This window comes from Georgenia sp. Marseille-Q6866 (assembly GCF_965111665.1).
The window spans coordinates 227,705-250,065 of sequence record NZ_CBCOOR010000003.1; the positions used below are offsets into that span (position 1 = coordinate 227,705).

At 74.6% G+C, this 22,361-nt stretch carries 20 protein-coding genes and 1 pseudogene; 11 read left to right on the forward strand and 10 right to left on the reverse strand.

Annotated elements, in window-relative coordinates; genetic code table 11:
• The first annotated feature begins 69 nt into the window (after positions 1 to 69).
• On the forward strand, positions 70 to 291 hold the full coding sequence (locus ACWPXV_RS04365; protein WP_251303889.1) for a DUF3107 domain-containing protein: 222 nt from the start codon (positions 70 to 72) through the stop codon (positions 289 to 291).
• A gap of 1 nt (position 292) precedes the next feature.
• Here the strand turns inward: ACWPXV_RS04365 and ACWPXV_RS04370 are convergent, their stop codons facing one another.
• Positions 293 to 952 (reverse strand): ferritin-like fold-containing protein, encoded by a 660-nt coding sequence (locus ACWPXV_RS04370; protein ID WP_454084068.1) that lies wholly within the window; start codon positions 950 to 952, stop codon positions 293 to 295.
• 234 nt (positions 953 to 1,186) lie between these two features.
• Between ACWPXV_RS04370 and ACWPXV_RS04375 the strand changes: the two genes are divergently transcribed.
• The 4 genes from ACWPXV_RS04375 to ACWPXV_RS04390 all read left to right on the forward strand — a co-directional run bounded on the left by ACWPXV_RS04375 (position 1,187) and on the right by ACWPXV_RS04390 (position 5,898).
• A complete protein-coding gene (locus ACWPXV_RS04375; protein WP_454084069.1) occupies positions 1,187 to 2,818 on the forward strand; it encodes a DEAD/DEAH box helicase in 1,632 nt (543 codons plus the stop codon).
• A 117-nt stretch (positions 2,819 to 2,935) separates the two neighbouring features.
• Positions 2,936 to 3,451, forward strand: a complete 516-nt coding sequence (locus ACWPXV_RS04380) for a hypothetical protein (protein ID WP_454084070.1) — start codon at positions 2,936 to 2,938, stop codon at positions 3,449 to 3,451.
• Positions 3,452 to 3,524: 73 nt separating this feature from the next.
• Positions 3,525 to 4,244: a YcnI family copper-binding membrane protein gene (locus tag ACWPXV_RS04385; RefSeq protein ID WP_454084071.1), complete on the forward strand. Its 720-nt coding sequence runs from the start codon at positions 3,525 to 3,527 to the stop codon at positions 4,242 to 4,244.
• A gap of 7 nt (positions 4,245 to 4,251) precedes the next feature.
• Positions 4,252 to 5,898 carry a copper resistance CopC/CopD family protein gene (locus tag ACWPXV_RS04390; RefSeq protein ID WP_454084072.1) on the forward strand — a complete coding sequence of 549 codons (1,647 nt, stop codon included), beginning with the start codon at positions 4,252 to 4,254 and terminating at the stop codon, positions 5,896 to 5,898.
• A gap of 6 nt (positions 5,899 to 5,904) precedes the next feature.
• Here the strand turns inward: ACWPXV_RS04390 and ACWPXV_RS04395 are convergent, their stop codons facing one another.
• Positions 5,905 to 6,528, reverse strand: coding sequence for a MarC family protein (locus ACWPXV_RS04395; RefSeq protein ID WP_454084073.1), 624 nt, complete (start codon positions 6,526 to 6,528; stop codon positions 5,905 to 5,907).
• A complete protein-coding gene (locus ACWPXV_RS04400) occupies positions 6,525 to 7,388 on the reverse strand; it encodes a PHP domain-containing protein (protein ID WP_454084112.1) in 864 nt (287 codons plus the stop codon). Before ACWPXV_RS04400 ends, ACWPXV_RS04395 begins: the two co-directional genes overlap by 4 nt.
• A gap of 53 nt (positions 7,389 to 7,441) precedes the next feature.
• Here ACWPXV_RS04400 and ACWPXV_RS04405 point away from each other — a divergent pair.
• Positions 7,442 to 8,955, forward strand: a pseudogene (locus tag ACWPXV_RS04405) (aminopeptidase P family protein).
• 91 nt (positions 8,956 to 9,046) lie between these two features.
• Here the strand turns inward: ACWPXV_RS04405 and ACWPXV_RS04410 are convergent.
• The 3 genes from ACWPXV_RS04410 to ACWPXV_RS04420 are packed head-to-tail and all read right to left on the reverse strand — an operon-like array spanning position 9,047 to position 12,054.
• A complete protein-coding gene (locus ACWPXV_RS04410) occupies positions 9,047 to 10,675 on the reverse strand; it encodes an NAD-dependent epimerase/dehydratase family protein (RefSeq protein WP_454084074.1) in 1,629 nt (542 codons plus the stop codon).
• A complete protein-coding gene (locus tag ACWPXV_RS04415) occupies positions 10,672 to 11,889 on the reverse strand; it encodes a zinc-dependent alcohol dehydrogenase (protein WP_454084075.1) in 1,218 nt (405 codons plus the stop codon). The genes ACWPXV_RS04410 and ACWPXV_RS04415 overlap by 4 nt, the downstream gene beginning before the upstream one ends.
• 12 nt (positions 11,890 to 11,901) lie before the next feature.
• Positions 11,902 to 12,054 (reverse strand): hypothetical protein, encoded by a 153-nt coding sequence (locus tag ACWPXV_RS04420; protein ID WP_454084076.1) that lies wholly within the window; start codon positions 12,052 to 12,054, stop codon positions 11,902 to 11,904.
• Between the two features lie 87 nt (positions 12,055 to 12,141).
• On the opposite strand from ACWPXV_RS04420, the gene ACWPXV_RS04425 reads away from it, so the two are divergent.
• A complete protein-coding gene (locus ACWPXV_RS04425) occupies positions 12,142 to 13,488 on the forward strand; it encodes an APC family permease (protein WP_454084077.1) in 1,347 nt (448 codons plus the stop codon).
• Positions 13,489 to 13,544: 56 nt separating this feature from the next.
• Here the strand turns inward: ACWPXV_RS04425 and ACWPXV_RS04430 are convergent, their stop codons facing one another.
• The 3 genes from ACWPXV_RS04430 to ACWPXV_RS04440 all read right to left on the reverse strand — a co-directional run bounded on the left by ACWPXV_RS04430 (position 13,545) and on the right by ACWPXV_RS04440 (position 15,479).
• On the reverse strand, positions 13,545 to 13,883 hold the full coding sequence (locus tag ACWPXV_RS04430) for a DUF3140 domain-containing protein (protein ID WP_454084078.1): 339 nt from the start codon (positions 13,881 to 13,883) through the stop codon (positions 13,545 to 13,547).
• 73 nt (positions 13,884 to 13,956) lie between these two features.
• Complete coding sequence (locus ACWPXV_RS04435; RefSeq protein WP_454084079.1) at positions 13,957 to 14,760, reverse strand: sugar phosphate isomerase/epimerase family protein; 804 nt, start codon at positions 14,758 to 14,760, stop codon at positions 13,957 to 13,959.
• Positions 14,757 to 15,479 (reverse strand): general stress protein, encoded by a 723-nt coding sequence (locus ACWPXV_RS04440; RefSeq protein ID WP_454084080.1) that lies wholly within the window; start codon positions 15,477 to 15,479, stop codon positions 14,757 to 14,759. Before ACWPXV_RS04440 ends, ACWPXV_RS04435 begins: the two co-directional genes overlap by 4 nt.
• Before the next feature lie 105 nt (positions 15,480 to 15,584).
• Here ACWPXV_RS04440 and ACWPXV_RS04445 point away from each other — a divergent pair, with 105 nt between their 5' ends.
• The 4 genes from ACWPXV_RS04445 (at position 15,585) to ACWPXV_RS04460 (ending at position 21,916) form a co-directional block, all read left to right on the forward strand.
• Positions 15,585 to 16,883, forward strand: a complete 1,299-nt coding sequence (locus ACWPXV_RS04445) for a magnesium transporter MgtE N-terminal domain-containing protein (protein WP_454084081.1) — start codon at positions 15,585 to 15,587, stop codon at positions 16,881 to 16,883.
• Positions 16,876 to 17,373 carry a DUF1003 domain-containing protein gene (locus ACWPXV_RS04450; RefSeq protein WP_251838586.1) on the forward strand — a complete coding sequence of 166 codons (498 nt, stop codon included), beginning with the start codon at positions 16,876 to 16,878 and terminating at the stop codon, positions 17,371 to 17,373. Before ACWPXV_RS04445 ends, ACWPXV_RS04450 begins: the two co-directional genes overlap by 8 nt.
• Positions 17,374 to 17,465: 92 nt before the next feature.
• Positions 17,466 to 20,687, forward strand: a complete 3,222-nt coding sequence (locus tag ACWPXV_RS04455; RefSeq protein ID WP_454084082.1) for a Calx-beta domain-containing protein — start codon at positions 17,466 to 17,468, stop codon at positions 20,685 to 20,687.
• Between the two features lie 107 nt (positions 20,688 to 20,794).
• Positions 20,795 to 21,916 carry an Mrp/NBP35 family ATP-binding protein gene (locus ACWPXV_RS04460; protein ID WP_454084083.1) on the forward strand — a complete coding sequence of 374 codons (1,122 nt, stop codon included), beginning with the start codon at positions 20,795 to 20,797 and terminating at the stop codon, positions 21,914 to 21,916.
• Between the two features lie 107 nt (positions 21,917 to 22,023).
• Here the strand turns inward: ACWPXV_RS04460 and ACWPXV_RS04465 are convergent, their stop codons facing one another.
• On the reverse strand, positions 22,024 to 22,341 hold the full coding sequence (locus ACWPXV_RS04465; RefSeq protein ID WP_454084084.1) for a twin-arginine translocase TatA/TatE family subunit: 318 nt from the start codon (positions 22,339 to 22,341) through the stop codon (positions 22,024 to 22,026).
• Positions 22,342 to 22,361: the final 20 nt, after the last annotated feature.

Genomic DNA, 22,361 nt, shown 5'->3' on the forward strand with positions numbered 1-22,361 from the left:
GGCGCGCCTACGATGGGTCGACATCCTGTCAGCCGCGGCCCCGGCCGCCCCAGCAAGGAGCGGAACACCTTGGAGATCACCATCGGCGTGCGTGACGTCGCCCGCGAGATCACGATCGATTCCCCGCTGTCCGCGGAGGAGCTGCGAGGGGTCGTCAAGGCGGCGCTGGACGCGGGCACCACCCTCGAGCTCACCGACGAGAACGGTGCCCAGGTGCTCGTCCCCGGTGGCGCGCTCGGCTACGTCCGCTTCGGCTCGGAGACCCCCCGCCGCGTCGGCTTCGGGGTCTGACCTACGCGGCCAGGCCCAGCCGCTCCATGCGGCGGGCGTGGCCCGCGGAGATCGTCCCCACCGCGGGGGCGGCCAGGGCGCCGAGGTCCGCCGCTCCCGCCGACTCGACGACGTCGAGCACCGGCTGGACGGCGCCCAGCGCCTCCCCCGCCACCCGGCGGCCCCACAGCGCGAGACGGGCCGCGAGCGCCGGGTCGCCGGCGGTCGCCTGCGCGACCTCGGCCGCCACGAGGTCGGTGAGGCCCTGCCCGGCGAGCGCGTCGGCGACGACGCCGCGGACGGGCTCGGGCAGGTGCTCGCCCACCGTCCGGGCCAGGTCCCGCACCATGCCGCCGGCGACGACGGTGCGCACCACCCGCTCCCGCCAGTCGTCCGAGCGCGTGCGCTGCCCGATCCCGTCGAGCAGCGCCAGGTAGGGCGCGGCGGCGGCGGTGAGGTCCCCGCCGTGCTCCTGCGCGCTGCGGGAGAGCGCGTCGTAGGCACCGAGCTGGCCGGACGCGAGCCGCGCGACCGCCACCCGCGCCCGCGTGCGCGGGGCGTGCAGAGCGTCGGCCGCCAGCCAGTCGAAGGCGCTGAGCCGGCTCGCGGCCACGAGCCCGAGCACCGTCACCACCTGCTCGGGACGGTCGAGGGCGGGCGCGGACGGCTCTGGGCTCGGCATGCGCCCAGCCTAGTTCCGGCACCGCCCCCGCCCCGCCGCGCCTGTGCGTCCGCCCACCATCGGGCGGACGCGGGGCCCCTGGCGCTACACTGGCACGGTTCATACGGTTGACCGGTCGTCACGTATATCAGAGCCCTGCCGCTCACGCGGCGCGAATGCCCACGATCGGCTGCCACGACCAGGCGCTGCTGCCGGCGACATCGCCGCCCCGCCACAACCGGATAGGTACCACTCGTGACTGACACCTCCTCGGGCGTGATCACGCCCTCGGCCGACGACGGCCGCATCGACGTCTCCACCGCTGTCGACACCGCCGCCCTCGGCGCGGCCGGCATCGACACGATCGACGCCGACATCACCGACGCGAGCAACGAGGCGCTCGCCCCGGAGCGCACCTTCGCGGACTTCGGCGTCGACCAGGCGATCGTCGACGCGCTCGCCGACGACGGCATCCTCCACCCCTTCCCGATCCAGGCACTCACCCTGCCCGTCGCGCTGAGCCGCCACGACATCATCGGCCAGGCCAAGACCGGCACGGGCAAGACCCTCGGCTTCGGCATCCCGGCGCTGCAGAACGTCGTCGCCCCCGGCGAGGAGGGCTGGGACACCCTGCCCGACCCCGGCAAGCCGCAGGCGCTCGTCATCGTCCCCACCCGTGAGCTGGCCGTCCAGGTCGCCGGGGACCTCGTCGTCGCCTCCCGCCGCCGCCCGTCGCTGCGCGTCGCCCAGGTCTACGGCGGACGCGCCTACGAGCCGCAGATCGAGGCGCTCCAGAAGGGCGTCGAGGTCGTCGTCGGCACCCCCGGCCGGATGATCGACCTGTACAAGCAGCGCCTCCTCGACCTCTCGCGGGTGCGCACCGTCGTCCTCGACGAGGCCGACGAGATGCTCGACCTCGGCTTCCTGCCCGACGTCGAGACCCTCCTCGCCGGCACCCCGGCCACCCGCCACACCATGCTCTTCTCGGCGACCATGCCCGGCGCCGTCGTCGCCCTGGCCCGCCGGTACATGACGCGCCCCACGCACATCCGCGCGCAGGACCCGGGCGACGACGGCCACACCGTCAAGTCGACGCGGCAGATCGTCTACCGCGCCCACGCCCTCAACAAGGTCGAGATGCTCTCGCGCATCCTCCAGGCCGAGGGCCGCGGCCTCACCATCGTCTTCACCCGCACCAAGCGCACCGCCGCGAAGGTCGCCGACGAGCTCGCCGAGCGCGGCTTCGCCTCCGCGGCCATCCACGGCGACCTCGGCCAGGGCGCCCGCGAGCAGGCGCTGCGCGCCTTCCGCTCCGGCAAGGTCGACGTCCTCGTCGCCACCGACGTCGCCGCCCGTGGCATCGACGTCGACAACGTCACGCACGTCGTCAACTACCAGTGCCCCGAGGACGAGAAGACCTACCTCCACCGCATCGGTCGCACCGGCCGCGCCGGGCTCTCCGGCACCGCCGTGACCTTCGTCGACTGGGACGACATGCCGCGCTGGGGGCTCATCAACAAGACCCTCGGCCTGGGCCTGGAGGAGCCGCCGGAGACGTACCACACCTCCCCGCACCTCTACTCCGACCTCAGCATCCCCACCGGGATCACCGGCCGGCTGCCGCGCAGCGCCCGCACCCGCGCGGGTCTCGACGCGGAGACGCTCGAGGACCTCGGGGAGACCGGCAAGTCCGCCGGCCGCGGCACCCGCGCCCCGCACAGCGGTGGTCAGGGCGGCCAGGGCCGCGGCGGGCGCAGCGGCGGCGGACGCACGGACGCCGGCCGCAGCAGCGGCACCGGCAGCCAGGGCGCCGAGGCGCCGCGCGAGGGCCAGGAGCGCCGTCGCCGCCGTCGCACCCGCAAGCCGAGCGGTGCCAGCGAGGGCTGACCCGCCACGCACTGAACGCCCCCGTCCGGACACCCGGGCGGGGGCGTTGTCGTCTCCGCCCTCACTTCCGGTGGACGGTGTGTGGCTTTTGTCACGCAGGTTCGCTAACGTGCCCGGATGCGGTCAACGGGGGCAGCACACGCGGCTCGGGCACTGTCGTCCGCCGCGCTCGTCGTCCTGCTCTCCCTCGCCTTCCACCTCCTCGCCGGCGGCGCCGCGCCCCAGGTCTCGACCCTCGCCGCGCTGACCGCGGTGTGCGCGGCGGTCGCGCTGCCCCTCACCCGCCGCCCGCTGAGACCCGCTCGCCTGCTCGCCCTGCTCGCCGTCGCCCAGGCGGTCCTCCACCTCACCTTCCAGTCCGGCGCGCACCACGCCGCCCACGGCCACGGTCCCCCGCTGCCGATGGTGGCGACCCACGTCCTCGCCACGGTCCTCACCGCCCTCGTCCTGCGGTACGGGCAGGCGCTGCTGCGCGCGGGCCTCGCCCGCGTCGTCCGCATCCGCCGGCTCGCCCCGCGGCCTGTCCCCGTCCCGCCCCGCACGGCCGTCGCCGTCTCACGCCCGGTGCCGCCGGTGGCCCCCGCCACCGGCGCGGCCACCGGACGCGCCCCTCCGCTCCCGGTTCGCAGCTGAGCCCTGGTCGCCTCACCGGCGACCTCCCCGGGCGTGCGTCCGCACGTCCGGGACCGAACCGGAAAGGCACCTCATGAAGCGTTCCCGCACGGCTGCCGCGACCACCGTCGCCGCCGCCGCACTCGTCCTCCTCGGCGCCACCGGCGCCTCCGCGCACGTCACCGTCACCGCCGACACCACCGAGGCCGGCTCCTACGCCGTCCTCACCGTCTCGGTGCCCCACGGCTGCGGCGACTCGGCGACCACCGCGGTCGCGATCGCGGTCCCGGAGTCGATCCCCGCCGTCACGCCCACCGTCAACCCCGGCTGGGAGATCGAGAAGGTCATGGAGACCCTCGACCCGCCCGTCGACGACGGTCACGGCGGGCAGCTCACCGAGCGCGTCGCCCAGGTGGTCTACACCGCGCGCTCGCCCCTGCCGGCCGACCACCGCGACGCCATGGAGCTGTCGGTGCGCCTGCCCGACACCGCCGGGGAGACGCTCGCGTTCCCGGTCGTCCAGACCTGTGAGGAGGGCGAGGCCCCGTGGGTCCAGCTCGCCGCCGACGGCCAGGACCCCGACGAGCTCGAGTACCCGGCGTCGGTCCTCACCCTCACCGCGGCGGCGCAGGACGAGCCGGCCACCGCGGTGGAGACCGCAGACAGCCCGACAGCCGCCGACGCGACGGGCGACGACGGCGCCGCGGAGGCCGCGAGCCCACCGGCGGCCGTGTCGTGGGCCGCGCTCGCCCTCGGGTCTGCCGGCCTCGCCCTCGGTGGCGTGGCCCTCGCTCGCACGCGCCGCACGCGCTGACCGTCCCATGACGGTCCCGCTCCTGCGCCGGACCGTGCTGGCACTCGTCGCCACGGTGGCCGGGGTGCTGCTGACGCTCGCGTCAGCCGCCCCGGCCACCGGCCACGCGATGCTGCTCGGCACGGACCCCGGCGACGGTGACGTGCTCGCCGCACCGCCCGCCGTCGTCACCCTCACCTTCAACGAGCCCGTCCAGGCCGACGACGACGGCGTCCGCCTGCTCGACGCCGCCGGCGACCCGCTCCCCGCCCCGGTGCGTCCCGTCGACGACACCGTCGAGCTCACCGTGCCGGCGGACCTGCCCGCGGGCAGCTACATCGTCGACTGGTCGGTCGTCTCGGCCGACGGCCACCCCGTCGGCGGGGCGTTCACCTTCTCCGTCGGGCAGCCCTCCACCGAGGTCCGAGACGTCGCGCCGTCCACCGGCCCCTCCCTCGTCGACCTCCTCCACCAGGGCGCGCAGGTGTTCGTCTACCTGGGGATCCTCGGCACGAGCGGTCTGGTCCTCTTCCGCACCGTGCTCCTCGACCCCGGGGCGCGCCTCGTCGACGTGCCCGTCCAGCGGCTCACCACTCTCTTCGCGGCGGCCGCGCTCGGCGGCCTCCTCCTCTACCTCGCCGCCGACGGCGCGTGGCGGACCGGTGCGGGCGTCTCCGGGCTCGTCGACCCCGGCACCCTGTGGGACACGCTCACCGGCACGCCGGTGGGCCTGGCGACGGTCGTCGCCCTCGTGGGGCTCGTCCTCGCGCTCGGCACCGGGGCCGCCCCGGCGGGCCGGGCCCTCACATGCGCCGGAGCCGTCCTCGCCCTGCTCTCGCTGCCGCTCGCGGGCCACAGCCGCTCCTTCGGTCCCGCCTGGCTCGTCCTCGGCAGCGACGCGGTCCACGTGCTGGCAGGTGCCGTGTGGTTCGGCGGCGTCCTTGGCCTGGTCATCACCCTGCGCAGCTCCGCTCCCGCCGGCGCCGCCGCGCGGACCGTGGGCCGCTTCTCCACCGCGGCCCTGTGGGTGGTGCTCGCGCTCGGCGGGACCGGCACGGTGCTCGCCTGGCGGATCCTGCCCGGTCTGGACGCCCTCACCGGCACCGGCTACGGCCTCACCCTCCTGGCGAAGGTCGCCGTCGTCGGCCTCGTCGTCCTCATCGCCGGGTGGAACCGCTACCGGCTCGTCCCGCGCGTCGGGGACGACGACGGCGCCCGCGCCCGCCTGCGCCGCACCGTGGGCACCGAGGCGTGGCTCCTCCTCCTCGCGGTGGCGCTCACGGGTGTTCTCGTCTCCCAGAGCCCCACGGAGGGGCACACCGCTCCCGCACCCGCGCCCGCGCCCGCACAGCCCGTGGCGGAGCACGTGGCACTCGGGGACGGCATGGCCGACGTCCGGGTCTCCCCTGCCCGGGTGGGCACCAACACCGTCGAGCTCGCCCTCCACGACGCGGACGGCGCACCCCTCGAGCCGAAGGACGTCCCGCAGGTGCGTCTCTCGCTCCCGGAGCGGGAGCTGGGGCCGCTGACGCCCACGGTGACGCGGACCGGAACCGGCCGCTACGACGTCGCCGTCGACCTGCCGCTGCCCGGTGAGTGGGAGCTCGAGCTCAGCGTGCGCACCTCGACCTTCGACAACCCGGTCGTCGTCGTGCCCGTGAAGGTGGCGCCGTGAGCCGGCTCAGGCGTGGGCGTCGATGAAGGAGAAGACGGCGTCGGCCATGAGCTGCACGGCGATCGCCGCGAGGAGGAGGCCGGCGAGCCGGGTGACGAGGGTCGTGCCGCCGTCGCCGAGGACGCGGTGGATGACGAGCGAGAAGCGCATGGCCAGCCACAGGCAGAGGTGGACGCCGATGATCGCCAGCGCGATGGCGAGCCAGCCGGTGGGGCCGTCGGCGTCCTGCACCGCGAGCATGGCGGCGACGATCGCGCCCGGCCCGGCGAGCAGCGGCGTGCCGAGGGGCACGAGCGCGACGTTGACCTTGCCGCCGCCCGCCGGCTGCGGCTCCTCCGCCTTGCCGGTGAGCAGCTCCATCGCCACGAGGAGGAGCAGCAGGCCGCCGGAGAGCTGCAGTGCGGGGACCGAGATGCCGAGGAAGTCGAGGATGTAGGGCCCGAGCACCGTGAACACGGTGATGACCCCGAGGGCGACGACGGTCGCCTGCCGCGCCGCGCGCTTGCGCTCCTTCGCGGTGCTCGTCGAGGTGAGCGCGAGGAAGATCGGCACGGTCCCGGGCGGGTCCATGATGACGAACAGGGTGAAGAAAGTCGTGGCGAGCAGCCCGACGTCGAGCACCGCGCTCACGGGCGGACCACCGGCAGGTAGCCCTCGCCCTCGATCTGCTCCAGCACGGCGGGGTCGGGGAGGTTCTCACCGAGCCGGTTGGGCTTGCCGGTGCCGTGGTAGTCGCTGGAGCCGGTGACGAACAGGCCGAGGGAGGAGGCGAGGTCACGGAGCTGGGCCTTGGCGCCGTCGTCGTGGTCGCGGTGGTCCACCTCGAGCCCCGCGAGGCCGGCGGCGGCCATCTCCTCGATGACGGCGTCCTCGACGACGCGGCCGCGGGCGCCGGCGCGCGGGTGGGCCACGACGGGCACGCCGCCTGCGCGGCGCACGAGCTCGACCGCCGCGGCGGCGGCCGGCGCGTCGTAGCGCACGTAGTACGGGCCCTCGGCGTGGAGGATCTCGGTGAAGGCGGCCGAGCGGTCGGTGACGTACCCGCGGGCGACGAGCGCGTCGGCGATGTGGGGGCGCCCCACGGTGCCGCCCGGCTCGAGGAGGGCCTCGACCTCCGCCCAGGTGAGCTCGAAGTCCAGGGCCAGGCGCTCGACCATCCGGCGGGCACGGCCCAGGCGGGAGTCGCGGGCACGCGCGACGGCGGTGCCGAGGCCGCGGGCGGCGGGGTCGTGGAGGTAGGACAGGAGGTGGACGCTGATCCCGCCGGCGGACGTGGAGATCTCCGCGCCCCGGACGAGGGCCACCCCCGTGCGCTCGACGGCGGCAGCGGCCTCGTCCCACCCGTCCCACGTGTCGTGGTCGGTGAGGGCGACGACGTCGAGGCCGGCAGCGGCCGCGGCGGCCATGAGGACGGCCGGCCGCTCGGTGCCGTCGGAGAGGCTCGAGTGGGTGTGGAGGTCGACGGCGGGGCGGGCGAGCACGAGGCCCAGGGTACGGCCTGGGCACCCGGCGGCGGGCGCCTCGTGCGTGCGACGATGGGCACATGAGCGACACGGACCGTCAGGACAACCAGCCGTTGAGCGAGCGCGGGTCGAACCGTTCCCAGCGCCCCTCGTCGCCCGCCTTCCGAGCGTTCATCGCCTCGGGCTGGGAGGAGCAGCCGCCGACCCTGCCCGAGGAGAGCCCCGCCGCGCCCTTCGCGGCCGCCCGCCGCGAGCGCCTCGGCGCCCAGTTCCCCGGCGAGCGCCTCGTCCTGCCGGCCGGCACGCTCGTCACCCGCTCCAACGACACCGACTACCGCTTCCGGCCGCACTCGGCCTTCGCCCACCTCACCGGGCTGGGCACCGACGAGGAGCCCGACGCCGTCCTCGTCCTGCACCCCGCCGACGACGACGCCGCCACCCACGAGGCCGTCCTCTACTTCCGTCCCCGGGCGGGCAAGGACACCGAGGAGTTCTTCGCCGACTCCCGCTACGGGGAGCTGTGGGTCGGGCAGCGGCCCAGCCTGGAGGAGGTCGCGGCCCTCACCGGGCTGCGCACCGCCCACATCGACTCCCTCGCCGACGAGCTCGCCAAGGACGCCGGGGCGGGCGGCGTCCAGCTGCGCGTCGTGCGCGGCGTCGACGCCGCCGTCCAGGCGCAGGTCGAGACCGCCCGCACCGGCCAGCAGGAGACGGAGGCGGCCGACGCCGTCCTCGCCGAGGCGCTGTCCGAGCTGCGGCTGCGCAAGGACCCCTTCGAGGTCGAGGAGATGCGCAAGGCCGTCGCCGCCACCGCCGAGGGCTTCGCCGACGTCGTGCGCTCCCTGCCCCGCGTCCTGGCCCACCACCGCGGCGAGCGCGTCATCGAGGGCGTCTTCGGCGCCCGTGCCCGCGAGGACGGCAACGCCGTCGGCTACGACACGATCGCCGCCGCCGGCAACCACGCCAACACGCTGCACTGGATCCGCAACGACGGCGCCGTCCGTCCCGGGGACCTCGTGCTCATCGACGCCGGGGTGGAGGTCGAGTCGCTCTACACCGCCGACGTCACCCGGACGATCCCGGTGGACGGCGTCTTCACCGAGCCGCAGCGCCGCGTCTACCAGGCGGTGCTCGACGCCGCCGACGCCGCCTTCGCGCGCGCGGCCGAGCCGGGCGTCCGCTTCCGCGACCTCCACGCCGCCGCGATGGAGGTGCTCGCCCACCGCCTGGCCGACTGGGGCCTGCTGCCGGGCACCGCGGAGGAGTCCCTCTCCGAGGAGGGCCAGTTCCACCGGCGCTGGATGGTCCACGGCACCAGCCACCACCTCGGCATCGACGTCCACGACTGCGCCCAGGCGCGCCGAGAGATGTACCTGGACGCCGAGCTCGAGCCGGGCATGGTCTTCACGATCGAGCCGGGCCTGTACTTCCGCGCCGACGACCTCACGGTCCCCGAGGAGCTGCGCGGCATCGGCGTGCGGATCGAGGACGACGTGCTCGTCCGCGAGGACGGGACCGTGGAGAACCTCAGCGCCGCCCTCCCCGGACGCCCGACGACGTCGAGTCCTGGATGGCCGCCCTCCTCGACCGGTAGCCCCTCCTCCCCCTCCCCCGAGGTCATGTGAAAATCGCGGCCCGCGCGTTCTGCGGGCCGCGATTTTCCGACTATGCGGGGTGGGGCGGGGTCAGTCGATCTCGCCCTGGCGGAAGGCCGTGCCGATGATGTGCTGGTGGAAGCGCTCGTAGGTCTCGGCCTGGTCGCGGGCCTGCTGGGCGAGCGCCTCGAACATCGGGGCCGGCAGGCCCAGGTCCGGTGAGAGCTCGACGAGCGTCTGCCACAGGCCGAGCTTGCCCATGACGGCGCTGCGCATGAGCTCGGACTCGAGCACCGGGGTCATCGGCGAGCCGCCGGGCCGCTCGTTGACCTTGAGCCGGCCCGCACGCTCGGCCACCCACGCCGCCGCCTGGCGGTGGGGGCGGCGCCTGAGGGACAGGGAGTCCATGAGGTTGACGAGCAGCTCGCGCTCCTCGCGGATCTCCAGCGCCACCCGGGCGAGGTCCTCGCCGAGGTCGGTGTCGGCGTAGTCGGCGGCCATCCGCTCCGAGCGCTCCAGGCCGGCCGTCGCGCCGGTGAGGTGGTCCGACAGGTAGAGGCCGAGGATGTCGCGCTGCAGGTGCGGCGGCACCCGGTGCGCGGCGGAGTCCTCCTCGGCGCCGGCGACGTGGCCATCGGTGGGGACGGAGCCGGGCGGGAGCTGGTCCTGGGGCCAAGTCTCGCGCGGCCGCATCTGGGGGCTCGGGCTGCCCTGGCCCTCGACCATGCCGACGAGGAGCTCGCGCAGCGTCTCCTTCGCCTCGCCCCTCGGCTCCCAGCCCAGCTCGGTGCGGGCCCGGGTCGTGTCCATGAGGGGGACGTTCATCGCCATGTCGAGCCAGCCGGCGTCGGCCGCGAGCGCACGCGCCTGCCAGGCGAGGGAGACGACGGGCCGCAGCGCGGCCGGTGGCACCTCGACGACCCTGCCGTGGTCGAGCACCTCGGCGAGGTCCTTGCCGGTGAGGACCGGCTCGGCGGCGATGTTGAAGGCACCGGTCGCGCCCTGGATGACGATCCGGCGGTAGGCGTCGGCGAGGTCGTCCCCGTGGACCACCTGCAGGCGCAGCCCGGCCGGCAGCGGGAGGAAGGGCAGGCCGCCGGGGCGCAGCAGCGCCGGTGGCACGAGCGCCCCGAGGAACAGCCGCATGATCTCGGCACCGGCGTCCGCGTCGAAGACGAGCGCCGGACGCACCCGTGCGACGGACAGGCCGGCGGCCTCCGCCTCGTCGAGGATGCGCTCCTGGGCGGCCTTGTCGACGGCGTAGTGGGACGTCGTCGCGGTGCCGTGGGCGGGCCACGACTCGTCGCGGCGCTCGTCGTCGTCGACCGGCGAGTAGGCGCCCACCGACGAGGCGACGACGAGGTGCCCGACCCCTGCCCGCAGGCACGCCTCGACGACGCGGCGGGTGCCGTCGACGTTGGCGCGCCGGAGCAGGTCACGCTCGTGGTTGGGCTGGATGAGCCAGGCGAGGTGGACGACGGTGTCGACGCCCTCCAGCGCCTGCGCGAGCTCGTCGACGACGAAGTCCTCGCCGTCGGCCAGTGCCACCGGCGCGGCGATGTCGACCTGCTCCCACCGGGCGGTGTCGTAGGGCGCGGCGGTGGTGTCGGGACGCCGGCGGGCGATGCCGACGACCTCGGTCACCCGCTCCTCCTCGCGCAGGGCGTGGAGGAGCGCGGTGCCGCTGTTGCCGCTCGCGCCGACGACCGCGACCCTCATCGCGCGCCCGTGTGCGTCGGCGGCATCGCGGGGTCGAGGACCACCTTGATCGCGCCGTCGTCCTTGCGCTGGAAAATGTCGTAGCCGTGGGCGGCGTCCTCCAGGGAGATCCGATGGGTGCGCAGGTCGAGCACGCCGAGCGGGTCGGCGGAGTCGCTCACCAGCGGCAGGACGTCGTCGATCCAGCGGTGGACGTTGGCCTGGCCCATCCGCAGGTTCACCTGCTTGTCGAAGAGGTCGAGCATGGGCATCGGGTCCTGCGCGCCGCCGTAGACGCCGGACAGGGAGATCGTGCCGCCGCGGCGGACGATCTCGATCGCGGCGTGCAGGGCGGCCATCCGGTCGATGCCCGCCTTGGTGAACAGCGGCGCCGCGAGCGCGTCGGGCAGCATCCCTGCGCCGGCCTGCACGCCCTTGGCGACGGGCGAGCCGTGCGCCTCCATGCCGACGGCGTCGATGACGGAGTCCGCGCCGCGCCCGTGGGTGAGCTCGCGGACCGCGGCGGCGACGTCGTCCACGCCGCGCAGGTCCATGGTCGAGATGCCGTGGCGGCGGGCCATCTCCAGCCGCTCGGGCACGAGGTCGACGCCGATGACCTGCTCGGCCCCGCGGTGGCGGGCGATGCGGGCGCTCAGCTGCCCGATCGGCCCCAGCCCGAGGACGACAACGGTCCCGCCGGGCGGCACCTGGGCGTACTCCACGGCCTGCCAGGCGGTGGGGACGACGTCGGAGAGGTAGAGGTAGCGCTCGTCCGGCTCGCCGTCGTCGGGCACGACGACGGGGCCGACGTCGGCGAACGGGACCCGCAGGTACTCCGCCTGCCCGCCCGGCACCTGGCCGTAGAGCTTGGTGTAGCCGAAGAGGGAGGCTCCCTTGCCGTGCTCGCGCACCTGCGTGGTCTCGCACTGCGAAAACAGGCCCTGCGAGCACATCCAGCACGAGCCGCAAGCGATGACGAAGGGGACGACGACACGGTCACCGGGCTTGATCCGGGTGACCTGGCTGCCGACCTCCTCGACGACGCCCATGGGCTCGTGCCCGAGGACGTCACCCGCGTCGAGGAACGGCCCGAGCACGCTGTACAGGTGCAGGTCGGAGCCGCAGATCGCGGTGGAGGTGATCTTGATGATGGCGTCGGTCGGGTGCTGGAGCCGAGGGTCCGGGACGGTCTCGACGCTGACCTTCTCGCGGCCCTGCCAGGTGAGTGCGCGCACGGGTGCCTCCGCTCAGCTCTGGGACGTGGGTCGGGCGGAGTCGTCGCCCTCCGCCTGCGAGGGCTGGTCGAAGGGCTCCTCGCGCTCCAGCTGCTCCGGGTCGGCGTCGGGGTCCTTGGCGGGGTCGTAGGGCTTCTCGGACGGGTTGGGTGTGTTCTCGCTCATGCTTCTCACCATTCCACCGGCCCCTGGTGCTCGCACGCCGAATCACGCCGGGTTGCCGAGGTCCGTACCCGGCCGGATCCTGTGGCGATGACGACCGACACCGCGAGCGCGGACACCACGCGCCTGGCCCGGCGGATCACGCCGTGGCTCCTCTTCCTGTTCATCCTCGGCGACGTCCTCGGCGCCGGGATCTACGCGCTCGTGGGTGAGCTCGCCGCCGAGTCCGGCGGCATGATGTGGGCACCGCTCATGGTGGCGCTCCTCATGGCGCTGCTCACCGCCGCGAGCTACGCGGAGCTCGTGACGAAGTACCCCAAGGCCGGCGGGGCGGCGATCTTCGCCCAGCGGGCCTTCAAGCGGCCGATCGTGTCCTTCGTCGTCGGCTTCTCGATGCTGGCCGCGGGCGTGACGAGCGCGGCGGGCCTGTCCATCGCCTTCGCCGGTGACTACCTCGCCACCTTCATCGACGTCCCCACCCGGCTCGCCGCACCGGTCTTCCTCGTCCTCCTCGCCCTGCTCAACGCGCGCGGCATCAAGGAGTCGGTGCGCTCGAACGTCGTCATGACGGTCATCGAGGTGTCCGGCCTCGTCCTCGTCATCGTCGCGGTCGCGATCGCCGTGGGCGGCGGGCAGGGCGACCCGGCCCGCCTCGTGGAGCTCCCGCCGGGGACGGGGGCCGGGACGGCGATCCTCGCCGGTGCCCTCCTCGCCTTCTACTCCTTCGTCGGCTTCGAGGTCTCGGCCAACGTCGCCGAGGAGGTCCAGGACGTCAGCCGCGTGTACCCGCGCGCCCTGTTCGGCGCCCTCGGCGTCGCCGGCGTCGTCTACGCCCTCATCGGCATCGGCTCGGCGCTCATCATGCCGCCGGAGGACCTGTCCGGCTCCTCCAGCCCGCTGCTCGACGTCGTCGAGGCCACGGGCGTGGGCGTCCCCGACTGGCTGTTCTCGGTCATCGCGCTCGTCGCCGTCGCCAACGGCGCGCTGCTCACGATGATCATGTCGAGCCGGCTCGTCTACGGCATGGCCGACGAGGGCCTGCTGCCCTCGGTGCTCACCAAGGTGCTGCCCAACCGCCGCACCCCCTGGCTCGCGATCGTCGTGACGACGGTGGTCGCGGCCGGCCTCACCATCATCGGGGACCTCGCGATGCTCGCCGAGACGGTCGTGCTCCTCCTGCTCGTCGTCTTCGTCAGCACCAACCTCGCGGTGCTCGTCCTGCGCAAGGACACCGTCGAGCACGACCACTTCCGCACGCCCAAGGTGCTGCCGGTCCTCGCCCTCATCACCTGCGCGGTGCTGCTCAGCCAGCAGTCCCTGCAGGTGTGGCTGCTCGGCCTGGGGATGGTGGCGATCGGCGTCGTCCTGTACTTCATCACCCGCGGGGTGCGCGACACCGACCGCGCCGAGGCCGGTCCCGCCGACCGCTCCCGCTGACGCACGACGGCAGCGGCCCGGCCCGGGCGTCCGGGCCGGGGCCGCTGCGTGGCGGGCTAACCGACCGGCTTGAGGGGGTCGTGCCCCAGGGACATGAGGCGGTGACGCCACGCGGCGTCCCCCGCCCTGGTCTCGGCGTCGTCGCCGCGCAGCTCCCGGACCTCCGCGACGACGCCCTCCATGAGGGCGACGTCGTCGGCGGTGAGGTCGGTGCGGCGCTTGGCGAGGATGCCGAGCACCTGGCGTGAGCGGTCGCTGCCGGCCTGGTCGGGCAGGGCGTCGACACCGTCGCCGGACTCGGCGGTGGCGAGCCACTCCTGCAGCTCGCGTGACGTCATGTTGACGACGGTGTGGAAGTCCTCCCACAGCTGGTCGGAGACGAGGTCCTCGGCCATGTTGCACACCTCCGGTGTCGGTCGGATGGGCTCCGACCGTAGGTCGGGCACCGGCCGGCCGCACCCGGAGGTGTCAGGTGAGGCTGGGCAGGTGCTCGCGCGCGAAGGCGAGCGACTCCGCGAGCGCCGTCTCCCGCTCGGCCGGCTTCATCTTGCGGGTGGTCACCTCGACGGCGATCGAGCCGGTGAAGCCGAGCTCGGGCAGGGCGCGCAGCACGTCCTCGCAGGGCTGGCTGCCCCGGCCGGGGGCCAGGTGCTCGTCCCGGTTGGAGCCGGTGGAGTCGGTGAGGTGGAGGTGGGCCAGGCGCCCACCGAGCTGCCGCGCGACCTCGAGGGAGTCCTGCCCGGCCACGCCCGCGTGGGAGAGGTCGAGGGTGACGTGCTCGTAGCCCAGGCCTACGGGATCCCAGTGCGGCAGGTAGGCGTGCCGCTCCTTGGTCCGCGAGCCGTCCTTGGCCCGTGCCTTCCACGGGAACATGTTCTCGACGGCGAGCTTGACGTCCGTCGCCGCCTGGCGGCGGGCGATGCCCTCGACGAAGCCCGCCGCGTAGTCGCGCTGCCAGCGGAAGGGCGGGTGGACGACGACGGCCTCCGCACCCACCGCCTCGGCGAGCTCGACGGAGCGGTCGATCTTGCCCCACGGGTCGGTGCCCCACACGCGCTGGGTGAGCAGCAGGGTGGGCGAGTGGATCGACATGACGGGCACGCCGTAGGTCTCGGCCAGCTCGTTGAGCCGCCGCGCGTCACGCGTCTCGGGCCACTTCCAGACCATGACCTCCACGCCGTCGTAGCCCAGCCGCGCGGCGTCGGCGAAGCAGGACTCCGTGCTGCTGGGGTAGCACGAGGAGGTGGACAGGAGGATCGGGGGGACCCTCACGAAGTGCGCTCCTCGCCGTCCTGCGGCGCCGCGGGCCGCCGCTGCCCGTACCGGGGGTTGCCGTGCTCGTCCTCCAGCGGCGTGAAGCTGCGCGCGGGCGGCTGGGGCGGCGCCTCGGCGGTCGTCGCGCCGACCGGGCCGGGCTGCGGGGCCTGCTGGGCGCCGTAGGGGCCGGCGGCGGGCGGGACGGCGGGCGCCGGCTGCTGCCACGCGGCGTCGGTGCCCACGCGGGTGCGGATGCCGGCCTCCCCGAGCAGGCGCATCGCCTCACCCACGCGGCTCTGCTCGCACAGCAGCGCGTAGCGGCTGGCGACGACCTGGCTGGAGGAGGTGAAGTCGCGCTTGCCGCCGGTGAAGGCGTAGGAGACGAGGGCGAAGAGGATGCCGAAGGCCGCGCCGATGACGAGCGCGGGCAGCAGCATGACGAGCGTGCTGCCCTCGGACAGCAGCCCGAAGAGGAGGCCGACGAAGAGGCCGAACCAGGCGCCGGACATCGCGCCCGCGAGCGCCACCCGCGGGTAGGACAGGCGTCCGGTGATGCGCTCGACCATGCGCAGGTCGGTGCCCACGATCGTCGTGTGCTGGACCTCAAACTCCTTGTCGGAGAGGAGGTCGACGGCACGCTGGGCCTCGAGGTAGGTGTCGAAGGCGGCGATCTGGACGCCGGTGGGGAGGGTGGGCGTCGGGGCCACGCCACCCCTGCTGCTGGAGAAGGCCATGGGCCGATTGTCTCCCCTCCGCCCGCGGTCCGCTACGCGCCCCGGCCGCGGCCCCTGGCGGTGAGGGGCGCGGCGGGCGGGGGCCGTTGCTCTTAGGCTGACGGCGTGAGTACACCCGTGAGCAGGAGCGCGCCCACCCGGGTCTTCGTCGGCAGGCTGGCGGGGACCAACGTCTTCGACCCGCTCGGCGACCCGGTCGGCAAGGTGCACGACGTCGTCGTGCTCATCCGCACGAGCTCGCTGCCCCGGGCGGTCGGCCTGGTCGTCGAGGTGCCCGGCAAGCGGCGGGGGGTCCTCCCGCTGAGCCGGGTCGTGAGCATCAGCACCGGGGCCGTCATCACGACCGGCCTGCTCAACATCCGCCGCTTCTCCCAGCGGGCCAGCGAGACGCTCGTCGTCGGCCAGCTCGTCGACCGGCGGGTGACGATGGCCGACGGCAGCGGCCCCGCCGTCATCACCGACGTCGCCATCGAGCAGCAGCGCAACCGCGACTGGCTCGTCACCCAGCTCTTCGTCGAGCGGAGCGCGGCGAGCCGGGGGCTGCGGCGCCGCCGCGGGGAGCAGCTCATCGTCGACGTCGGTGACGTCGTCGACCTCTCCGGCGACGCCGGACCGCAGCCCGCCACGACCCTTCTGTCCACCATGGAGGACCTCAAGCCCGCCGACGTCGCCGACGTCCTCCACGACCTCCCGCCGGACCGGCAGATCGAGGTCGCCGCCGAGCTGTCCGACGACCGCCTCGCCGACGTCCTCGAGGAGCTGAGCGAGGACGACCGCGTGGCGATCGTCTCGGGGCTGGACGCCAACCGCGCCGCCGACGTCCTCGACGTCATGCAGCCCGACGACGCCGCCGACCTCGTCAACGAGCTCCCGCCCGACGTCGCCCGCTCCCTGCTCGACCTCATGGAGCCCGAGGAGGCCGAGGACGTGCGCCGCCTCATCGCCTACGAGGAGCGCGCCGCCGGTGGTCTCATGACGACCGAGCCGATCATCCTGCCCCCGGAGGCGACCGTCGCCGCCGCGCTCGCCAGCGCCCGGCGCCTGGACGTCACCCCGGCACTGGCGACGATGGTCTTCGTCGTGCGCCCGCCGCTGGAGACGCCGTCGGGGCGGCTGCTCGGCGTCGTCCACATCCAGCGCGCGCTCCGCGAGCCGCCCAGCGCCCAGCTCGGCTCGATGCTCGACAGCGACATCGAGACCGTCGGGCCGCACGCGGGCATCGGCAAGATCACCCGGCTGCTGGCGACGTACAACCTCACCGCGCTCCCCGTCGTCGACGAGGAGCGCCGCCTGCTGGGCGCGGTGAGCGTCGACGACGTCCTGGACCACCTGCTGCCCGACGACTGGCGCGACGCCGACACCGAGGCGACCGACACCGCGATGACGAGGAGTGCCCATGGCTGAGCGGCTCGACACGCCACTGCCCACCCGCCGACGCTGGCTGCGCCGGCCCCGGGTCGACTCCGACGCCGTCGGCAGCACCGCCGAGGCCATCGCCCGCTTCACCGGCACGCCGCGCTTCCTCGTCTACCTCTCGGGCTTCGTCATCGTGTGGCTCGCGTGGAACACGTGGGGGCCCGAGCCGCTGCGCTTCGACTCCGCGGCGCTCGGCTTCACCGCGCTCACCCTCATGCTCTCGCTCCAGGCGTCCTACGCGGCCCCGCTCATCCTGCTGGCCCAGAACCGGCAGGACGACCGCGACCGGGTGACCGCCGAGCAGGACCGGCAGCGCGCGGAGCGCAACCTCGCCGACACCGAGTACCTGGCCCGTGAGCTCGCCGCCCTGCGCCTCGCGCTCGGTGACGTCGCCACCCGCGACTTCGTGCGCTCCGAGCTGCGCAGCGTGCTCGAGGAGCTCCGGGAGGAGGACGAGGAGCGCGACCGCGCCCGCTGAGGCGTCACGTGGCGGAAACGCGGGAAACGTCCGCGTCACAGGTAGGTCAATAGCGTCCCAAGGGTTGTCCCCCGAACCAGGAGGTACCCCTGATGCACGGACCTGTCCGAGCGGGGCGCGGCTGCGCCGCAGCCCTGCTCGCCACCGCCCTCGTCCTCACCACGGCCTCGGCCGGGCAGGCGGCCCCCGACGCCCCGGTCGTCGTCGACGGCGACGGCTGGAGCGTCGAGCAGGCGCCGGGCGGCTACGTCGTCGCCCTCGAGCTCGACGAGCCGCTGCCCGTCCGCGCGGCCGTCCCCCAGCTCGAGGCCGACGGCGAGCCGCTCGGCCTGGCCCGCGAGGCCCTCGACGGCCTCTCGCTCAGCGCCGTGACGACCGACGACGCCGTGCTCGACGCCGAGGAGATCACCCTCTCGTGGGGTGACGAGGACGCCTCCGCCACTGGGCGACGGTCCGCCGGGCCGCACGCCGCAGCACCGGACGACGCGGCCGACCGGGTCGTCCTCGACGTCGACCCCGCCGCGGACGGCAGCTACACCGTGGGCCGCGCCGACTACGACCTCGGCACCCAGGCTGTCGACCTCGTCGAGATCGGCGGGATCAAGGGCGAGATGCGCGCGGCCGTGTACTACCCGGTCGAGGCGCAGGGCGAGCGCCCCGTCGTCGTCTTCCAGCACGGGCGCCACGGCTCCTGCTCGCAGGGCACCCCGAACCCGAACCGCTACCCGTGCGGCCCGGACCAGGTCGAGATCCCCAGCTACCGCGGCTACGACGCCCCCGCCGAGACCCTCGCCTCCCGCGGCTACGTCGTCGTCTCGGTCTCGGCCAACGCGATCAACTCCAACGACAACCAGCTCGCCATCGACTACGGCGCGACCGCGCGCGGCGGCCTGGTCCTGTCCCACCTCGACCTCCTCGCCGAGGCCAACGCCGGACGCGCCCCCGGGCTCGACCCGGTGCTCCGCGGCCGGCTCGACCTCGACCGCGTCGGCCTCATGGGCCACTCGCGCGGCGGCGACGGCGTCGTCCGGGCCGCCCTCATGAACGCCGAGCGGGAGGAGCCCTACGGCATCGAGTCCGTCCTGCCGCTCGCGCCGGTCGACTTCGGCCGCCTCAGCCTGCCCGGCGTGCCGACCTACACCGTGCTCCCCTACTGCGACGGCGACGTCGTCAACCTCCAGGGCCAGCACTTCTTCGAGGACTCGCGGTACGCCGTCGACGACGACGTCCTGCGCGCCACCGCCCTCGTCATGGGCGCCAACCACAACTTCTTCAACACCGTCTGGACGCCGGGCCTGTACCCCTACTCCGTCTCCGACGACTGGGCGGCCCAGGACCGTCAGCAGACCAACCCGGTCTGCGGCGCCTCCGCCGAGTCGCGCCTCTCCGCCGCCGAGCAGTACGCGCTCGGTGACGCCTACATCTCCGGCTGGTTCCGCCTCACCATGGGCGGGGAGGAGGAGCTGCTGCCCCTCTTCGACGGCTCCGGCGCCCTGCCCCCGTCGGTCGGCCGCGCCGAGGTCTTCACCGTCGCCCAGCAGCCCGGCTCCTCCCGGACGGACGTCGCCCCCCTCGCGGCCGACAGCCCCCGCGTCCGGGCCGCCGGCGGCGCCCGCCTCACCTACTGCGCCTCGCTCAGCGAGCGCCCCTACCCGCAGCAGGTCCGGCCGTGCGCGGACATCACCGAGGTGACGAGCTCCCAGGCACCGCACTGGACGCCCATGCGCTTCGCACCGTCCGCGCCGTCGGGCCAGATGGCGATCCTCCAGTGGACGACGGCGGGTGCCGGCCTGCGGGCCGACGTCCCCTCCTCCGCCCGCGACGTCAGCGAGCACGAGAAGCTCACCTTCCGCGCGGCCCCCACGCTCGCCGGCGCCGAGGACCTCACGGTCAGCCTTGTCGACGGCGCCGGCCGCTCGGCGAGCGCGCTGGCCTCCGAGGTGAGCGAGGCGCTCTCCCCGCTGCCCGGTGACGCGAGCCCGCTGCGCAAGGTGTACCTCCGCGCGGTCGAGATCCCGCTCACCGCCTTCGCGGGTGTGGACCTCACCGACGTGCGCCAGGTGCGCGTGGCCGGTGTCGGTGACGCCGGCGCCGCCTACCTGTCGGACCTCGCGTTCTCCTCCCCTGCCGTCGGCACCCCGGGCACCGGGGACCTGCCGAGCCTCACCGTCGCCGACGCGACCGTCAACGAGGGCACCGGCCCGGGGACCGCGGCCGTCGCGCTGCGGCTCAGCGCGCCGGCGGCGACGGCGGTGCGGACCTACGTCGAGGCGAACGGCGGGGAGACCGGCGCGCAGCGCCTGGCCGCACCCGTCGTGATCCCGCCGGGCGAGACCTGCGTGGTCTTCGACATGCCCCTCGAGGGCGACCGCCGCACCGCCACCGTCCCCACGACGAGCGTCACCGTGACGGCGGCGTCCGTCGTCGGGGCGTCCAGCGCCGACACCTTCGGCCGGCTCACCGTCCGGGAGGACGACGCCGTCGTCGACCGCGACGGCATCGTCCACGACATGGCACCGGACCCGGGCCCGCAGGGCGACGTGTGCGCCCCCGCGCCGGAGGAGCCCACGGAGCCGACGGAGCCAGGCACCCCGACCCAGCCGGGCACCCCGCCCCAGCCCGGCACCCCGGCCCTCACGTCCGGCTTCTTCCTCAACGACGGCTGGGGCCCCTGGGCCACCTACGCCTTCCGCTACGGCCGGGCCACCGACGAGGTCCTCGTCGGGGACTGGGACGGGGACGGCAACGACACCGTCACGCTGCGCCGGGGCCGGGAGTTCCACGTCTCCGACGCCCAGCGCGGCGGCGACGCGGCCCGCACCTTCAGCTACGGCCGCGCCGGGGACGTCGTCCTCGTCGGGGACTGGGACGGCGACGGCGTCGACACCCTCGCGGTGCGCCGCGGCAACGAGTACCACCTGAAGAACTCGGTGACCGGCGGGGCGGCCGACGTCGTCGTCCGGTACGGCCGGGCCGCGGACGAGGTCGTCGTCGGCGACTGGGACGGGGACGGCCGCGACACCCTGGCCGTGCGCCGGGGCCGCGAGTACCACGTCCGCAACAGCCTCACGGCCGGCCCCGCGCAGCAGGTCCTCACCTACGGGCGGGCCGGCGACGTCGTCCTCGCCGGCGACTGGGACGCCGACGGCGCGGACACCTTCGCGGTGCGCCGCGGCAACGTCTACCACGTGCGGAACTCGGTCTCCGGGGGCCCGGCGGACCGGGTCCAGTCCTACGGCCGCGCCGGCGACGAGGTCTTCGTCGGTGACTGGAACGGCGACGGCCGCGACACCCTGGGGGTGCGCCGCTCCTGACCGCGCGTGAGGCCCCGCACCGCTCCCGGTGCGGGGCCTCGCCGTGCCGGCGGTCACAGGGACCTCGGGCCGCTGGACCCCGCCCTGCGGCGACCTACCATGGGGGTATGTCTGCCCCCACCGTCGAAGCGATCCGCACCGAGCTGGAGAAGGTCCTCGACCCCGAGATCCGCCGCCCCATCACCGAGCTCGGCATGGTGCGGTCCGTGGAGGTCGACGGCGGCGACGTCGTCGTCGGCATCGACCTCACCACCGCGGGCTGCCCGCTCCGCTCGACGATCACCAAGGACGTCACCGCCGCCGCCCAGCGGGTCGACGGCGTCGCCGACGTCCGCGTCGACATGGGCGTCATGAGCGAGGAGCAGCGCAAGTCGCTGCGCTCCCAGCTGCGCGGCGGCGTCGCCGAGCCCACCATCCCCTTCTCCGAGCCGGGTAACCTCACCCGGGTCTACGCCGTCACCTCCGGCAAGGGCGGGGTGGGCAAGTCCTCCGTCACGGCCAACCTCGCCGCCGCGATGGCCGCCGAGGGCCTCAAGGTGGGCGTCGTGGACGCCGACATCTACGGCTTCTCCATCCCGCGCATGCTCGGCGTCGAGCACTCGCCGACCAAGGTCGACGACATGATCCTGCCGCCGGTCGCCGGTGACGTGAAGGTCATCTCGATCGGCATGTTCGCCCCTCCCGGCCGTCCGATCGTGTGGCGCGGGCCCATGCTCCACCGCGCGCTGCAGCAGTTCCTCGCCGACGTCTTCTGGGGGGACCTCGACGTCCTCCTCCTCGACCTGCCGCCCGGCACCGGTGACATCGCGATCTCCGTGGGCCAGCTGCTGCCCAACGCCGAGCTCCTCGTCGTCACCACCCCGCAGTCCGCGGCCGCCGAGGTCGCCGAGCGCGCCGGGTCCCTGGCCGGGCAGACGAACCAGCACGTCGTCGGCGTCATCGAGAACATGTCGTGGCTCGAGCAGCCCGACGGCCAGCGCGTGGAGCTCTTCGGCTCGGGCGGCGGCCAGCAGGTGGCCGACAACCTCTCGGCCGGCCTCGGCTACGACGTCCCCCTGCTCGCCCAGGTGCCGCTGGAGATCAAGCTCCGCGAGGGCGGGGACTCCGGGAAGCCCTTCGTCCAGGACGACGACTCCCCCGCCGCCGACGCCCTGCGCGGCGTGGCCAAGCGGCTGAGCCAGCGGGCCCGCGGCCTGGCCGGGCGCTCGCTGGGCATCAGCCCGCTCTGACGCCGGTCGGTCGCCCCTCCCGCTCCCTCAGTGGCGGGCACAGGGGCGACCGCTGACCGGGACGGGCGACGCAGACCCCGCAGAGCGGCAGCTTCGACGTGCCGGGCCTACGTCGCCTCGTCATCGAAGGGGGCCCGGCCCCCGGGCGCCCGCGGTGGCCGCGCCGGGCGCTCGTCGTCCTCGCGCAGGGCGTCGCGGACGATCCGCCGCGGGTCGTACTGCCGCGGGTCGAGCGAGCGCAGGTCGAGGTCGCCGAGCTCGGGGCCCAGCTCCGCGCGCACGCGGTCGGTCGTGTCCGTCGTCAGGCGGCGCAGGTTCTTCACCAGCCGCGCGAGCTGCTGCGCGTACTCCGGCAGCCGCTCAGGACCGATGAGGACGACCGCGAGGAGCGCGATGACCGCTAGCTCGGACCCGTTGATCGGCACGCTCCCAGGATAGGCCGCTC